This is a genomic window from Streptomyces fungicidicus (assembly GCF_003665435.1).
GTDB lineage: Bacteria > Actinomycetota > Actinomycetes > Streptomycetales > Streptomycetaceae > Streptomyces > Streptomyces fungicidicus.
Genome location: NZ_CP023407.1, coordinates 5,760,302 through 5,775,782 on the forward strand (window position 1 = coordinate 5,760,302; position 15,481 = coordinate 5,775,782).

15 protein-coding genes are annotated in these 15,481 nt (G+C 72.8%); 8 read left to right on the forward strand and 7 right to left on the reverse strand.

What is annotated here, in order from left to right:
- Positions 1-18: 18 nt before the first annotated feature.
- From CNQ36_RS26005 to CNQ36_RS26020, 4 genes are all read left to right on the forward strand, one after another.
- Positions 19-1,149, forward strand: a complete 1,131-nt coding sequence (locus tag CNQ36_RS26005; RefSeq protein ID WP_163013370.1) for an ABC transporter ATP-binding protein — start codon at positions 19-21, stop codon at positions 1,147-1,149.
- Entirely contained in the window at positions 1,146-1,838 is a 693-nt protein-coding gene (locus CNQ36_RS26010) for an ABC transporter permease (RefSeq protein ID WP_004923506.1), read from the forward strand. Before CNQ36_RS26005 ends, CNQ36_RS26010 begins: the two co-directional genes overlap by 4 nt.
- Positions 1,835-2,500 (forward strand): ABC transporter permease, encoded by a 666-nt coding sequence (locus tag CNQ36_RS26015; RefSeq protein ID WP_004923503.1) that lies wholly within the window; start codon positions 1,835-1,837, stop codon positions 2,498-2,500. The genes CNQ36_RS26010 and CNQ36_RS26015 overlap by 4 nt, the downstream gene beginning before the upstream one ends.
- 75 nt (positions 2,501-2,575) lie before the next feature.
- The gene (locus CNQ36_RS26020; RefSeq protein ID WP_121547750.1) at positions 2,576-3,535 is read left to right on the forward strand and encodes an ABC transporter substrate-binding protein; all 960 of its coding nucleotides are present in this window, start codon (positions 2,576-2,578) and stop codon (positions 3,533-3,535) included.
- 42 nt (positions 3,536-3,577) lie between these two features.
- Here CNQ36_RS26020 and CNQ36_RS26025 read toward each other — a convergent pair whose 3' ends face one another.
- From CNQ36_RS26025 to CNQ36_RS26050, 6 genes are all read right to left on the reverse strand, one after another.
- Positions 3,578-4,174, reverse strand: coding sequence for a GTP-binding protein (locus CNQ36_RS26025; RefSeq protein WP_121547751.1), 597 nt, complete (start codon positions 4,172-4,174; stop codon positions 3,578-3,580).
- Complete coding sequence (locus CNQ36_RS26030; RefSeq protein WP_004923495.1) at positions 4,161-4,520, reverse strand: DUF742 domain-containing protein; 360 nt, start codon at positions 4,518-4,520, stop codon at positions 4,161-4,163. Before CNQ36_RS26030 ends, CNQ36_RS26025 begins: the two co-directional genes overlap by 14 nt.
- Before the next feature lies 1 nt (position 4,521).
- Positions 4,522-4,953, reverse strand: a complete 432-nt coding sequence (locus CNQ36_RS26035) for a roadblock/LC7 domain-containing protein (protein ID WP_121547752.1) — start codon at positions 4,951-4,953, stop codon at positions 4,522-4,524.
- Positions 4,954-4,982: 29 nt separating this feature from the next.
- Positions 4,983-7,361, reverse strand: coding sequence for a sensor histidine kinase (locus CNQ36_RS26040; RefSeq protein ID WP_121547753.1), 2,379 nt, complete (start codon positions 7,359-7,361; stop codon positions 4,983-4,985).
- A 52-nt stretch (positions 7,362-7,413) separates the two neighbouring features.
- Positions 7,414-8,427, reverse strand: coding sequence for a substrate-binding domain-containing protein (locus CNQ36_RS26045; RefSeq protein WP_121547754.1), 1,014 nt, complete (start codon positions 8,425-8,427; stop codon positions 7,414-7,416).
- 249 nt (positions 8,428-8,676) lie between these two features.
- Entirely contained in the window at positions 8,677-9,615 is a 939-nt protein-coding gene (locus CNQ36_RS26050; protein ID WP_121547755.1) for a lytic polysaccharide monooxygenase, read from the reverse strand.
- A gap of 348 nt (positions 9,616-9,963) precedes the next feature.
- Here CNQ36_RS26050 and CNQ36_RS26055 point away from each other — a divergent pair, with 348 nt between their 5' ends.
- From CNQ36_RS26055 to CNQ36_RS26070, 4 genes are all read left to right on the forward strand, one after another.
- On the forward strand, positions 9,964-10,611 hold the full coding sequence (locus CNQ36_RS26055; RefSeq protein WP_040905900.1) for a ScbR family autoregulator-binding transcription factor: 648 nt from the start codon (positions 9,964-9,966) through the stop codon (positions 10,609-10,611).
- 41 nt (positions 10,612-10,652) lie between these two features.
- A complete protein-coding gene (locus tag CNQ36_RS26060) occupies positions 10,653-11,831 on the forward strand; it encodes a damage-control phosphatase ARMT1 family protein (protein ID WP_121547756.1) in 1,179 nt (392 codons plus the stop codon).
- Between the two features lie 95 nt (positions 11,832-11,926).
- Positions 11,927-14,083, forward strand: a complete 2,157-nt coding sequence (gene cyc2, locus CNQ36_RS26065; protein WP_121547757.1) for a germacradienol/geosmin synthase Cyc2 — start codon at positions 11,927-11,929, stop codon at positions 14,081-14,083.
- Between the two features lie 28 nt (positions 14,084-14,111).
- Positions 14,112-14,660 (forward strand): PDZ domain-containing protein, encoded by a 549-nt coding sequence (locus tag CNQ36_RS26070; RefSeq protein WP_121547758.1) that lies wholly within the window; start codon positions 14,112-14,114, stop codon positions 14,658-14,660.
- Here CNQ36_RS26070 and CNQ36_RS26075 read toward each other — a convergent pair.
- A complete protein-coding gene (locus CNQ36_RS26075) occupies positions 14,653-15,408 on the reverse strand; it encodes a metallophosphoesterase (RefSeq protein WP_121547759.1) in 756 nt (251 codons plus the stop codon). The genes CNQ36_RS26070 and CNQ36_RS26075 overlap by 8 nt on opposite strands.
- Between the last annotated feature and the right edge of the window lie 73 nt (positions 15,409-15,481).

A 15,481-nucleotide genomic window follows, 5' to 3' on the forward strand; every position in this document is an offset into this window, starting at 1 on the left:
GGAAGGGTATTCCGCGTCTTGATACGGATCGACTCAGTCACGAAGCGGTACCCGGACGGCACGGTGGCGGTGGACCGGCTGTCGCTGGACATCCCCGACCGCTCGATCACCGTCCTCGTCGGACCCTCGGGGTGCGGCAAGACGACCACCCTCCGCATGATCAACCGGATGGTCGAACCCACCGAGGGAACGATCCTCCTGGACGGTGAGGACAGCCGGCGGCAGCCGGTCACCACCCTGCGCCGGTCCATGGGGTACGTCATCCAGAACGCGGGGCTGTTCCAGCACCGCACGATCGTCGACAACATCGCCACCGTCCCCCGGATGCTCGGCTGGGGCAAGCAGCGGGCCCGGGAACGGGCGGCGGAGCTGATGGAGCGGGTGGGCCTCGACCCCTCGCTGGCCAAGCGGTACCCGTACCAGCTCTCCGGCGGCCAGCAGCAGCGCGTCGGGGTGGCGCGGGCGCTCGCCGCGGACCCGCCGGTGCTGCTGATGGACGAGCCGTTCTCGGCCGTCGACCCCGTGGTGCGCAAGGGGCTGCAGGACGAACTCCTGCGCATCCAGGACGAGCTGGGCAAGACCATCGTCTTCGTCACCCACGACATCGACGAGGCGATCAAGCTGGGCACCATGGTCGCGGTACTGCGCGAGGGCGGCCGGCTTGCCCAGTACGCGCCGCCCGCCGAACTGCTGTCGAACCCCGCCGACGGCTTCGTCGAGGACTTCCTGGGCGCCGACCGCGGCATCCGGCGGCTGTCCTTCTTCCCGTCCGCCGCACTGGAGCTGACGACCGACGCCGTGATCCGGTCCGGCGCCGCCGCCGGACCGGCCGCCGCCACCGGGGCCGCGCACCTGCTGGTCACCGACGCCGACGGCCGTCCGCTCGGCTGGGCCGCCCGCGAGGAGGCGACCGCCGGCGACGTCCGCGCGGACCGGCTGCTGCCGTACGGTCGGCCGTTCACGCCCGGCGCCGACTCCCTGCGGGTCGCCCTCGACTGCGCCGTGCTCTCGCCCGTCGGCTGGGCGGTCGCGGTGGACGGCGACGGCCGGGTGACCGGCGTCGTCTCGCAGCAGACCATCGGCGAGGCGATCCGCGCCGCCCACACCGAGGGCCGGGCGGACACGGAGAAGGCCGGGGTCGCCGAGTGAACGGCTTCTTCGACATCCCCAGCGACCTGCAGAACAGCTGGGCCGGCCTGATCGGTGTGCACATGAGGGAGGCCCTGCTGCCGGTGGCAGCGGGACTTCTCCTCGCCCTGCCCGTCGCCCAGTTGTGCGGGCGCTTCCGCTGGCTGTACCCGCCCGTGCTCGGCACCACGACCGTGCTGTACGCCATCCCCTCCCTGGCGTTCTTCGTCGTCCTCATCGACTACACCGGCCAGACCGAGCTCACCGTGATGATCCCGCTGGCCCTGTACAGCCTGGTGGTGCTGGTCCCGGCCATCGTCGACGGTGTGCGCTCGGTGCCGGACGAGACCCTGACCGCGGCCACCGCCATGGGCCTCGGCCCCGTACGCCGCTACCTCCAGGTGCAGTTGCCCATCGCCGCGCCCGCCATCGTCGCCGGGCTCCGGGTGGCCACCGCGTCCAGCATCTCCCTGGTCAGCGTCGGCGCCCTGATCGGCAACCAGGGCGCCCTCGGCAACCTGCTCGCCGCCGCACAGAAGTACGACCGGCCCGAACTCGCCGTGAACGCCGTGCTCACGATGGCCGTCCTGGCCATCCTGTGCGACGCCCTGCTGGTCGGGCTGCGGGTGCTGCTGACGCCGTGGATGCCCCGCGCCGGAACCCGTCCCCGGCCCGCCGCGGCGCGGGACCCCGAGGGGGCGCTCCGGTGAACGTCCTCGACTTCGTCAACGCCTTCTTCAGCGACAGCGCCCACTGGCACGGCTACGACGGCATCCCGCAGCGCTTCTGGGAGCACCTGCAGTACTCGTTGCTGGCGCTCGCCGTGGCCGCCGCGATCGGCCTGCCCGTCGGCCTGCTGACCGGCCACACCGGACGCGGCGGGAACGCCCTCGCCTTCATCGCCAACGCCGCCCGCGCCCTGCCCAGTTTCGGACTGCTGGTGCTCGCCGTCCTGCTGATCGGCTTCGGTCTGCTGCCGGTGATGATCCCGCTCGTCGTGCTGGCGATCCCGCCGATCCTGGTGACCACCTACGAGGCCGTGCGCTCCGTCGACCCCGCCCCGGTGGACGCCGCCAGGGGCATGGGCATGCGGGAGTCGCGGATCCTCTTCCGGGTCGAGGTGCCGGTGGCGCTCCCGCTCGTCCTGAGCGGTCTGCGGTCCGCCGCCATCCAGATCGTGTCGACCGCCACCATCGCCGCGTACGTCAGTCTCGGCGGGCTCGGCCGGTACATCATCGACGGGCTCTACCAGCGCGACTACGAGAAGGTGGTCGGCGGCGCCACCCTGGTGGCCGTCCTGGCGCTGGCCACCCTCGCGGTGTTCTGGGCGGTGGGCCGGCTGGCCGTGTCGCCCGGTGTGCGCAGGCGCTGACGTTCGATCAACTGTGCGACAAACCGTAACCAGTACGTTCTTGACTCCCCAGGAACGGCTGGATTGGATCGGCGAATGACTTCTACCGCGCAGCGCAGCAGGTCCAGAACGAGGCACACCGGCGCGGCGGCCGTCGCGCTCGCCGCCGCGGCGGCGCTGCTCGCGGGCTGCTCCTCCTCCGACGACACCTCCGACAACCCCCTCGAGGGGGAGAAGGCCGAGGCCGGCACCGTCGTCGTCGGCTCGAACAACTTCGCCGAGAGCACCCTGCTCGCCGACATCTACGGCGAGGCGCTCCGCGCCAAGGGCCTCAAGGTCGACTACAAGCACAACATCGGCAGCCGTGAGACGACGTACGGCCTGATGAAGAACGGCTCCATCACGGTCCTGCCGGAGTACAACGGCTCCCTCCTCGCCTACCTCGACCCCGAGGCCGGGCAGGAGTCGGCGGAGGCCGTGAACGAGGCCGCCAAGGCGAAGCTGGACAAGAAGCTGACGCTGCTGGAGTCGTCGCCGGCCGAGGACAAGGACTCGGTCGCCCTCAACGCCGAGACCGCGAAGAAGCACGGACTCACCGCCGAGTCCACCCTCGCCGACCTCAAGGACGCCGCCCCGGAGATCACCATAGGCGGCTCTCCCGAGTTCCAGACCCGGCAGCAGGGGCTGAAGGGCCTGGAGTCCGTCTACGGCCTGAAGTTCAAGTCGTTCAAGGCACTCGACGCGGGCGGCCCGCTCACCCAGGCGGCGCTCACCGGGAACGAGGTCCAGGCCGCGGACGTCTTCACCACCGACCCGACCATCGTCAAGGAGAAGTTCGTCGTCCTGAAGGACCCGGAGAACCTCTTCGGCTTCGCCAACGTCACCCCGCTGGTCAGCAAGGACGGGCTGCCCCAGGAGGGCGTCGAGGCGCTGAACGCGGTCTCCGCGAAGCTCGACACCAAGACGCTGCTCGACCTGGACGCCCAGGTGCAGCTGGAGAAGAAGGACCCGCTGGACGTGGCCAAGGCCTGGCTGAAGTCGGCCGGTCTGGACTGACCCGCGCGGGGTGCGGCCGGCGGGCCGCACCCCACGGGCCGTTCACCCCGCCGGGGCCGCCTCCGCGATCAGCCGGTCGATCAGCGAGATCAGCACGTCCCGGCACGACTCCCGCTCCCGGGCGTCGCAGAGCAGCACGGGCACCCCGTCCGGCAGCGCCAGCGCCTCCTGGATGTCCTCGACCGGGTACGGGTGCTCCCCGTGGAAGCCGTTGACGGCGATCACGAACGGGATGCCCCGCCGCTCGAAGAAGTCGATCGCGGCGAAACTCGACTTGGGCCTGCGCACGTCCACCAGGACCACCGCGCCCAGCGCGCCGACCGCCAGGTCGTTCCACATGAACCAGAACCGCTGCTGCCCCGGCGTGCCGAAGAGGTACAGCACCAGGTCGTCCGAGACGGTGATCCGGCCGAAGTCCAGGGCGACCGTGGTGGCACGTTTCTCCTCGACGCCGTTCAGGTCGTCGACGCCCAGGCCCGCCATGGTCAGCGGCTCCTCGGTGCGCAGCGGCACGATCTCGCTGACCGAGCCGACCATGGTGGTCTTGCCCACGCCGAAGCCGCCGGCGATCAGGATCTTGACCGTGTCGGGTGCCGAACGCCCGCCGGACGACCGGGCGGTGGTGTCAGAGCCGGCCAAGGCCCTCCCTCACTTTCTGCAGCAGATCCAGATCCGGAGTGGTGCGGTTGACGGGGTGCGGGGGGTGGATGGTGATCCGGCCCGCCTCCAGCAGGTCGCACAGCATGATGACGACCACGCTCATGGGGAGGTCGAGACGCGCGGCGAGCTCGGCGACCGCGACCGGCTCGGCGCACAGCCGCAGGATCCGCGCGTGCTCGGGCTGCGGCCGGGCCGCGGCCTCCGGCTGCGGGTCCGCCGCCGTCACCGTGGTGATGAGCGTGAAGTCGCCGCGGCTGGGCCGGGTCCGTCCACCGGTCAGGGTGAACGGCCGGACGAGCCGGCCCGCCGAGTCGCTTCCGCCCACCTCACACGCCGGGGTCGACGGCCGGCCCCGCGATGTCCCGCGGGGCCGCGCTGAGGTGCTCGCCGATCTTCTTCACCAGCATGTTCATCTGGTACGCCACCACGCCGACGTCCGCGTTCGGGCCGGTGAGCACCACCAGATGGGCGCCCGGGCCCGCCGAGGTGAGGATCAGGAAGCTCTGCGCCATCTCGATGAGCGCCTGACGCACCGGGCCGCCACGGAAGTCCATGCTGACGCCCTTGCTGAGGCTCATCAGACCGGACGCGGTGGCGGCGAGGCGCTCCGCGTCGTCCCGCGGGAAGCCGGTGGACTTGCTCACCACCAGTCCGTCCTCGGAGAGCACCACGGCCTGGTTCACGTCGGCGACCCGTTCCACGAGTCCGGTCAGCAGCTGGTCCAGCTGGGTGTGGGTGGCGGGTATGGGGCGTGTCATGACGGTGTTCCTTCGTGAGCGGTCGGCGGTCAGCGGTCTGCGGGCGGAGTCGGGGGCTCGTGGGCGGCGGGCACGCGCACCGGTGCGGCCCCCGCGTCCGCGCCCTCCGGCGGCGTCGCGTCGGTGTCGTCGTCGTCCCGCGCCTGGTACGTGCCGCGCTGGAAGCCGGCGAGGGAGGAGGCGGCGCGTTCCGCGGTGAAGTCCTCACCGGAGTCCCCGTCGGCCTCCGGCGGGACGTCGTCGCGGAGTTCGGCGGCCAGGCTCGTCTGCGGCACCCGGCGGGGGAGCGGCGTGAGACCGTCCTTGCGGGGCGCGGGCGCCGGCGCGGGGGCGGTCCGCACGGCGGCCGCCGGCCGGGCCGCGGCGGCCCGTTCCACGCCCGCGGCGGCGGTCTCCCGGGGCAGGCCCTCCGCACGCTCCCCGGCGGCCGGGGTCTCCTCCGCCGTCCCGGCGGGGCGCTCCCGCGTCCCGCCGCCGGAGGGCACGTCCCGCACCACGATCTCGTGCGGGACGAGCACGATCGCCGTCGTGCCGCCGTACGGCGAGGGGCGCAGGGTGACGGCGATGCCGTGCCGGTGCGCGAGCTGGGAGATCACGAACATGCCGAGCCGGAGGTCGTCGGCGAGCGCCACGACGTCGAACTGCGGCGCCTTGGTGAGCTGGGCGTTCAGGGAGGCGTAGTCCTCGTCCGACATGCCGAGGCCCCGGTCCTCGATCTCGACGGCGAGCCCCTTGGCCACCATCGTGGCCCGCACCCCGACGGGACTCGGCGCCGGCGAGTACACCGTCGCGTTGTCGATCAGCTCGGCCAGCAGATGGATCACGTCGGCCACCGCGGGCGGGGCGACGGACACCTCCTCCTCGGTGTGCAGCTCCACCCGCTGGTACTCGGCGACCTCGCCGACGGCGCTGCGCATGATGTCGATCAGCGCGACCGGCTCGCTCCAGGAGCGGCCGGGGCGCTCACCGCTGACGATGACCAGGTTCTCCTCGTATCGGCGCAACTGGCTCGCCGTGGAGTCCAGTTCGTACAGCCCCTTGAGGACCTCGGGGTCGGTGTGCCGGCGTTCCAGCGCGTCGAGCTTGCTGAGCTGGAGGTTGACCAGGTTCTGGCTCTGCCGCGCGATGCCGAGGATGACCTTCTGGAAACCGCGCCGGGTGTCGGCCAGTTCGACCGCGGTGTGCACGGCGGTGCGCTGCGCGGTGTTGAACGCCTGTGCCACCTGGCCCAGTTCGTCGTGCCCGTAGTCCAGCGGAGTGGTCGCCGACTCCGGGTCGACCTTCTCGCCCCGCTCCAGCCGGGCCACCACGTCGGGCAGCCGCTCCTCCGCGAGGCCGAGGGTGGCCACCCGCAGACCGCGCAGCCGGCGGGAGAGCGAGCGGGTGATGCGCCAGGACAGGCCGACGCACAGCAGCAGCGCGAGCAGTCCGGCGGCGCTCAGCGCGGCGGCCGTCAGCAGCAGGCTGCGGGCCTCGTCGGCGCTGCGGACGAGCAGCGCGTCGGTCTGCTGCCGGATCATGGTGGCGTACTGCGGGGAGACCCGGTCCACGGCCTCGACCCAGCGCTCCTGCAGCTCGGGCAGTTCGACGCTCAGCTTCTCGCCCGTGGGCGGGGTCGCCAGGATCTGGTCCTCGATCGCCTCCAGGCCGCGCCACTCCGCGCTCTGCAGGATCCGCTCGGTCTGCGTCTTGGTCTCGCCGCGCAGCGAGGGCACGATCTGGTCGTCGACCAGCCAGCGGCGGGTGTGCACCAGCTTCGCGAAATCGTTCCAGCCCTGCGTGTCCAGGCGCCCGGAGGTCCAGGCGAGGGTGAGCCGCGCGTCCTCCTCGGAGAGCAGTTCCGCCACGTGGTCCAGCGAGACCAGCGGTTCGGCCTGCGAGGTCAGATCCCCGTCGTCGACCTGGGAGAGCTCCTGGAAGGCGTGGATCTGGTCGTCGATGATCGAGGTGTACTGGTCGAGCGCCTGCTCGGCGGTGATGTCGCTGGGGTCGTCCACCTGCTGCCGGTAGTACTCCAGGCTGCCCACCGAGCCGAGCACCCCGTACAGCCGGTCCGAGATGCGCGCCGGGGCCTCGGCGATCGCGTCCGACTGGCCGACCAGCTTCGCCACCGCCTCGTCGGACCGCTTGCGCTGCGCGTCGAGAGCGGTCCTGGGGCTGTCCGGCTCCGCCAGCCACGCGGCGGTCAGCCGCCGCTCCTGCTGCAGCGCGAGCGTGGCGTGGGTGCCCATCGCGCCGGTGGAGCGGCTCAGTTCGGTCTGCGCACGCAGCTCGAGACCCTCGGAGAACATCTGGATCGTCGTCAGGCCCCACATGCCGGCCAGGGTGACGCTGGGCACCAGCGCGAGGAGGAAGAGCGAGAGACGTATGGAGCCGAAACGGCGCCGGGCACCTGTCCGTGGAGACATCGTGGTCCTAGAGCGGTCGGGTGGTGGGGGAGGTACGCACGGGGTGGGCCCGTCAGCGGGTTCCGTCGGCGGCGAACCCGGCGACCGAGGCCGCGTTGGCCTTGGTGACGAACGCCGGTCCGGTGAGCACGGGCGCGACCCCGCCGCCGCTGATGTTGCCGTTGGTGCGGTACAGCCACAGGGCGTCCACGGCGAGATAGCCCTGCAGATACGGCTGCTGGTCCACGGCGAACTGGACGTTGCCGCCGCGCACCGCTTCCACCAGGTCGTTGTTGAGGTCGAACGTGGCGACGTCGGCGCCGCTGTCCGCCTCCGCGACGGCGTCGACCGCGGTGAGCGCGAAGTCCGCCCCGTTGGTGATGACCTCGTCGATGGTCGGGTCCTGCCGCAGCCGGGCGGTGATGATGCCGGAGACGGCGCGCATGTCGGTGCCGTCCACGTAGAGGTTCTCCGTCGTCCCGCCGAACGTCTTCTTCACGCCGGCGCAGCGGGCCTCCAGGGCAACGTTGCCACGCTCGTGGACGACGCACAGGGCGTGCTTGGCCTTCAGCTCGTCCAGCTTGTCGCCGACGGCCCGCCCCGCCACGCTCTCGTCCTGGCCGAAGTACTCCAGCAGCCCCGCCGACTTCCAGGCGTCGATACCGGAGTTGAGCCCGACCACGGGGATGTCCGCCGCCCGCGCCTCGTTGACCGGGCCCCTCATGGCGGCCGGCTTGGCCAGCGTCAGCGCGATGCCGTCGACGCCGTCGCGGACCGCCTCGCGGACCAGGTCGGCCTGTCCCGCCGGGTCCGGGTCGCTCAGGTACGTCAGCTCGATGCCGTCCTTGGCGGCCGCCGCCTCGGCGCCCCTCTTCACCCGGTCCCAGAACGCGTCGCCCTCGCTGCCGTGGGTGACCATCGTGACCTTGATCCCTCCGGCGCGGGAACCGCTCGGACGGCCGTCGGAGTCCGAGGAGTCGTCGGTCGCGCCGTAGGCGGAGCAGCCGGTGGCCAGCAGCGCCACGGCGGCGGCCAGCGCCGCCGGGCGGCGTCTCGGGAGGCGGCGGGACGGGGGACGAGTGATCATGAGGAGTGCGGACCTCGCTGTGCGGCCGAGCAAGAGCAGGGGAAGGGCCCCGACGGACTCGCGGGGGCGTGCGCCGAACGGGTGACTTTCACTGGCCCGGAGCCAACCCTGTGGAACCACTGGTAGTCAAGTGAACAGCCACGTGAAGTGAGGCGATGCTGCCGCATCGTGATGAACCGTGAGCCGGAACGGCCCCTCTCCCCGCCGAACCGCACGGGCGGTACGGAAAGGATCCGGCGCGCCCGCCGCTCAGCGCCGGCGCAGCCGCAGCGCCAGCGCGGCGCCCCCGGTGAGCACCAGGACGGCGCCGGCGCCGCCCGCGAGCAGCGGGGCGGAGGGCCCCGACGCGGCGGCGGTGGTGTCCGCGGCGGCCGCGCCCGCGGTCCCCGCGGCACGCGGCGCCGGGGCGCCCGCGGCCGGGGTGGCCGCCGTCCGGGGACGCGGAGCCGACGACGAGGGGGCCGGGCCCTTCTCCACCGGGTCCGCCGACTTCTCCGCCTCCGCCGGGTCCGCCGTACTCTCCCGTGCCGGGTCCGCCTGCTTCTCCGCCTCCGGGAACACCACGTCCGCGCACGAGTAGTACGTGTCGGGGGTGCCGCTGTTCCGCCAGACCGTGTAGAGCACATGACGCCCCGTCCGGTCCGACGGCAGCGTCACCCGGAACCGGTACGCGCCGTCCGTCAGCGCGGGGTCCGTGACCTCGGCGAACGGCTTCGCGGGCAGGTCGGACCAGGTGAGCGGCTTCGCCGGGTCGTAGCCGGGCCTGGTCAGGTACATCCGGAAGGTGCCGGTGTGCGGGATCGTCGAGGCGTACGTCACCGGCAGCGCCCCGCCGGGCGCCACCCGCGTCGCCGGCCAGTCCGTGCGCGGGAGGTCGAGGCCCCGGTAGGCGGGCAGGCCCCCGCTGCACAGCCGCCCGTCGGGGATCCGCTGCCGGTCCCGGCCGCCGACGTCCGCCACCCGCAGGTTGTCCCACGCCGTGAACGGCCCGCCGTTGGCGGCGACGGCGGCCCGGCAGGCCGCCGACCCCGCGCGCTCGCCGCCCTCCGGCGAGCAGGCCACGACCCGGCTCACCGGATCCGTCGGCGCACCGTGGGCCCCGGCCTGCCCGGCCGCCCACAGCGGCAGCAGCAGCGGGGTCACGAAGACCGCCGCGAGCGCGGTGCGGTGTGCGGTCGTCCGGGGCATCCGGAACGCCTCCTCGGCCGGGCGGGAACACGTCGGTCCTTCCGTGCAGTACGGAAGGGCCGGCCGCCGCGTTCACCCCGCCGTGAATCGGTTGCGGCGGCCCGTGCCCCGGCAACCGCCGAGCGCCGGCGGCGGGTTGGCGGCCCGCCGTTCCCCTTTGCCCCGGCGCCTGCCACACTTAGATACCGGACGTGCTGTTTTCTTTCACGGAGCGCGTTTGATTTGTCGGATGTGTCCAAGTCCGGTGGTCCGGACGCATGATGGTTGTCGCCGCAGGGTGAGCTATCGTGTACTGGGCGTCAAAACAAACGGCATGACCCGTTCCTTTCCGGCACAGGAGTTAAGGCGATGGCGAGGCAGGTACGCGCCGAGCAGACCCGCGCGACGATCATCACGGCCGCCGCCGACCTGTTCGACCGGCAGGGCTATGAATCGACCAGTCTCAGCGACATCGTCGAGCACGCCCAAGTGACCAAGGGGGCCCTCTACTTCCACTTCGCCGCGAAGGAGGACCTCGCCCACGCCATCCTGGAACTCCAGTCCGCGACCAGCCGCCGGCTGGCCAGGGACACCGAGACGCGCGGGCAGACCTCGCTGGAGGCGCTGATGCGCCTCACCTTCTGCATAGCCAGGATGTCGGCCGAGGACCCCGTCCTGCGGGCCGGACTGCGCCTCGCCACCGGCGGCACCCGCCCGCGCCCGCCGCTCAGCCACCCCTTCACCGAGTGGCTGGACATCGTCACCTCCCGGCTCCTCGGCGCCGTGAAGGAGTCCGACGTCCACCCGGACGTCGACATCGACGTCGTGGCGCACTCCCTGGTCTGCTTCTTCGTCGGCACCAGGGTCGTCGGCCGCTCCCGCGAGTCCGTCGCCCGGCAGCCCCGCCGCACGGCGGAGATGTGGCAGCTCCTCATCCGCGGCCTGGTCCCCGTGACCCGGCGCGCCCGCTACCTCTCGCTGGCCGCCCGGCTGGAACGGGAGATCGCGCCGGTGTGAGCTCCGGCGCGCGGGCACGGGCGCGCGTTACGGTGAGCCGCATGTCCGACACCCCCACCGCGCCCGTGATCCTCGGCGACCAGCCCGGCACCTTTCCCCACGGGGTGCTGGCCGAGCGGCACCCCGCGATCATCCGGCAGGTGCGCGAGGCCTTCCCGTACGGGCCCGCGCAACACCGGGCGCTCGACGCCCTGCTCGCCGAATGCACCGGGGGCGCCGTCGAACCCCTCCCCGCCGGCGCCCACGACCGGGAACGCTGGGCGGCCTGGGGAACGGACTCCTACGCGGGCCGCTCCTGGTACGACGTGCCCTGGCTCTGGTCCGAGAGCTGGTTCTACCGCCGGCTGCTGGACGCGGTGGGCTACTTCGGCCCCGGACCCTGGCAGGGCATCGACCCTTTCCGCCCGTCCAAGCTCGCCGAACTCGGCTCACCCGCCACCGACGAGGAACTGGCCGCCCTCGACGACCTCGCCGGGCGCCCCGCGGACGAACGGGCCCGCGCCCTGCTGCACGGCTCCCTGTGGGGCAACCGCGCCGACCTCGGCTTCCGGCTGTCCGCCGAGGGCGCCGAGCGGACGGCCGCCGTCCCCGCCCTGGTGGCCGACGACAGCGAACGGCTGTGGACGCTGCTCGGCGCCTCCGGCACCGGCACCCTGTGCCTGGTCGCCGACAACGCCGGCCGCGAACTCGTCCCGGACCTGCTGCTCGTCGCCCATCTGCTGGCGCACGGCCGGATCGGCCGGGCGGTGCTGCACGTCAAGCCCTACCCGTACTACGTCTCCGACGCCACCACCGCCGACGTCGTCGACGCGGTACGCAGACTCACCGGAGCCCAGGGCGCGGCGGCCGGGTACGGCCGCGGCCTGTGGGACGCCCTCTCCGACGGCCGGCTCACCCTCCGCGCCCACCCGTTCTCCTGCGCACCGCTGCCGTACGCCGAGATGCCCGACGACCTCCGCGCGGACTTCGCCGCGGCCACCCTCACCGTCGTCAAGGGCGACCTCAACTACCGCCGCCTCGTGGGCGACCGGTACTGGCCCCCGACCACACCGTTCGCCGGGGTCACGGACTACTTCCCGGGCCCGGTCGCCGCCCTGCGCACCCTCAAGTCCGACGTCGTCACCGGGCTGACCGCCGCCACCGAGGCGGCGCTGGACGCGGCGGAGGGCCGGCGCTGGCGCACCGCCGGCACCCACGCGCTGATCCAGGTGCGGACATAGCGCCCGCGACTCCCTCACGGGGCACGGTTCACGCGATGGTGTGATCATGCGGGGCCGGACGGATGCCGTCACCGGGCCACGGGTAGCCCCCGGCCATGACGCAGCCGTTCGAACTCCCGCACTTCTACCTGCCGCATCCCGCGCGGCTCAACCCGCACGTCGAGGAGGCCCGCGCCCACTCGACCGGGTGGGCGCGCGAGATGGGCATGCTGGAAGGCAGCGGGGTCTGGGAGCAGGCCGACCTCGACGCGCACGACTACGGCCTGCTCTGCGCCTACACCCACCCCGACTGCGACGGGCCCGCCCTCTCGCTCGTCACCGACTGGTACGTGTGGGTCTTCTTCTTCGACGACCACTTCCTGGAGAAGTTCAAACGCAGCCAGGACCGCACCGCCGGCAAGGCCCACCTGGACCGGCTGCCGCTGTTCATGCCCCTCGACCCGGCGACCCCCGTACCCGAACCGGAGAACCCGGTCGAGGCCGGTCTCGCCGACCTGTGGGCGCGGACCGTGCCCGCCATGTCCGCCGACTGGCGCCGCAGGTTCGCGGTCGCCACCGAGCACCTCCTCAACGAGTCGATGTGGGAGCTGTCCAACATCAACGAGGGACGGATCGCCAACCCCGTCGAGTACATCGAGATGCGCCGCAAGGTGGGCGGCGCGCCCTGGTCCGCCGGGCTGGTGGAGTACGCGACCGCCGAGGTGCCCGCCGCCGTCGCCGGGACCAGGCCGCTCAGGGTGCTGATGGAGACGTTCTCCGACGCCGTCCACCTGCGCAACGACCTGTTCTCCTACCAGCGGGAGGTCGAGGACGAGGGCGAACTCAGCAACGGCGTACTCGTCCTGGAGACCTTCTTCGGCTGCACCACCCAGGAGGCCGCCGACATCGTCAACGACGTCCTCACCTCGCGGCTGCACCAGTTCGAGCACACCGCGTTCACCGAAGTCCCCGCCGTGGCCCTGGAGAAGGGGCTCGACCCGGCGGGCGCCGCGGCCGTCGCGGCGTACACGAAGGGGCTGCAGGACTGGCAGTCGGGCGGCCACGAATGGCACATGCGCTCCAGCCGCTACATGAACGAGGGCGCGCGTTCCGGGAACCCCTGGGGGGCTCCCTCCGGACCGGGGACGACCGCCGCCGACGTCGGCGCGCTGCTCGCCGGGGCGGCGACCGAGAGGCTGCGCGCCCACGCGCACGTGCCGTACCGGAAGGTCGGCCCCTCGGTGATCCCCGAGATCCGCATGCCGTTCCCGCTGCGGCTGAGCCCCGCCCTCGACGGCGCGCGGAGCCACCTGCTGGAGTGGTCGCGGCGGATGGGCATCCTCGGTGAGGGCGTCTGGGACGAGGACAAGCTGGAGAGCTGCGACCTCGCCCTGTGCGCCGCGGGCCTCGACCCGGACGCCACCCAGGACGAGCTCGACCTCGCCTCCGGCTGGCTGGCCTTCGGCACCTACGGGGACGACTACTACCCGCTCGTCTACGGCCACCGCCGCGATCTGGCCGCAGCCCGGCTGACCACCGCCCGCCTGTCGGCCTGCATGCCCCTCGACGGCGAGGAGGTCCCGCCGCCCGTCAACGCCATGGAGCGGTCCCTGACCGACCTGTGGGCGCGTACGACGGCCGGGATGACGCCCGACGAGCGCCGCCCCCTGAGGTCGGCCGTCGACACGATGACCGAGTCCTGGGTGTGGGAGCTGTCCAACCAGATCCAGAACCGTGTCCCGGACCCGGTGGACTACCTGGAGATGCGGCGCGCCACCTTCGGCTCCGACCTCACCCTGGGGCTGTGCCGCGCCGGACACGGACCCGCGGTGCCCCCGGAGGTCTACCGCAGCGGCCCCGTCCGCTCCCTGGAGAACGCGGCGATCGACTACGCGTGCCTGCTCAACGACGTCTTCTCGTACCAGAAGGAGATCGAGTTCGAGGGGGAGATGCACAACGCGGTCCTCGTGGTGCAGAACTTCTTCGGCGTCGACTACCCGACCGCGCTGCCCGTGGTGCAGGACCTGATGAACCAGCGCATGCGCCAGTTCGAGCACGTCGCGGAGCACGAACTGCCCGTCGTCTACGACGACTTCCAGCTGTCGGAGGACGCGCGGGCGATCATGTCGGGCTATGTGGCGGACCTGCGGAACTGGATGGCCGGCATCCTCAACTGGCACCGGAACGTGGACCGGTACAAGGACGAGTACCTGTCCGGCCGGGTCCACGGCTTCCTTCCGCACCGCACACCGGCGCCCCCGGTCCTCGTCTGACTCCCCGTACCCGCGCCGGAGGCGAACCATGGAACAGACCGCGTTGCGGCCCCGACCGATGCCCGGCGACGGGGGCGGGGGCGGCGGGCCGGGGGAGGGGCCCGGCTCCGGACCGCCCGGCCGCCGGCCCGGACGGCGCCGCGGGCGGCGGCTGCCGGCCGTCCTGCTCGGGGCGCTGACCGGGGTGGCCCTGGTGCTGTCCGGGGTCGGGCTCGGCGCGATGGGCGCCACACTCGTCGGCGCGGGCGCGATCTCCGGCCCGAAGCCGCAGGCGGGGGTGGTGGCCGCCGCCGCGGCGGCCACCACCCCCGCCTGCGGCAGGCTCGGCGTGGAGGTGGCCGACGGCACGGGCCCCGGTGCGCTGGTCGTCGCCGTGCACGCGCCCGGCCCCGGCTTCTCGGCGGGGCTCGTGCGCGGCGACGTGCTCCTGGCCTTCGGCGGAGCCCCCGTCGCGTCGGCCGCCGACCTCGCCCGCGCCGTCGCCCGGGCCCGCCCGGGCGACGAGGTGGAGCTGACGGTGCGCCACCGCGGCGGCGCGCGTCAGCGGCTGACGGCGGTCCCCGGCATCGTCACATGACCACGCGGAAGTGGCTGGTGAGCCGCCCCTCGTCGTCCAGCACATGGAGGGCGAACCCGGGCGGGGCGTCCCGGTCGGCGATCTCCTCGCCCTCCCAGGGCAGCCGCAGCGTCCAGGTCACCCCCGGCCCCACCAGCACCGGACGGCCCGCGAAGGTGGTGGCGGCCGGGGTGTGGGCGTGACCGGTGATCAGGCCGGCGATCCCGGGGCGGCGCGCCAGCAGGTCGGCGAGCCGCCCCGGGTCGCGCAGCGGGTAGGAGTCGGGCAGCGGGTGGTGCAGTGGCACGGGCGGGTGGTGGAAGGCGAGCAGGACCGGAAGGCCGTCGTCGAGTCCGTCCAGGACCGACTCGATCCACGCGCAGGTCTCCTCGCCCAGCTCCCCGTCGTCGCGGCCCGGGATGCTCGAGTCGCACATCAGCACCGCGCCGCCGTCCAGCACATGCGCGCTGTTGACCGGTCCGCCGGCGGCCGGCAGCCCCAGCAACGCCTTGCGGTACGGCTCCCGGCTGTCGTGGTTGCCGGGGCAGGTGAGCACCGGGAACGGGGCGTTTCCGTCGCGCAGCCCCAGCAGCCGCGCGGCCTCCTCGTACTCGGTCTCGGTGCCGTGGTCCGCGATGTCCCCGGTCACCAGCAGCGCGTCCGGCGGGACCGGCAGCTCCCACAGCCGGTCCCGTACCCGGCGGGCGCGCTCCGTCGCCCGTGTGGTCCCGTCCAGATGCAGATCACTGATGTGTGCGAGTACGAGCACGGTCGTACGCCTCCAGGCAAAGGGTCCACTAATGGATAACGTTGATCCAACCATTAGGTCCAACGCGGGGGCA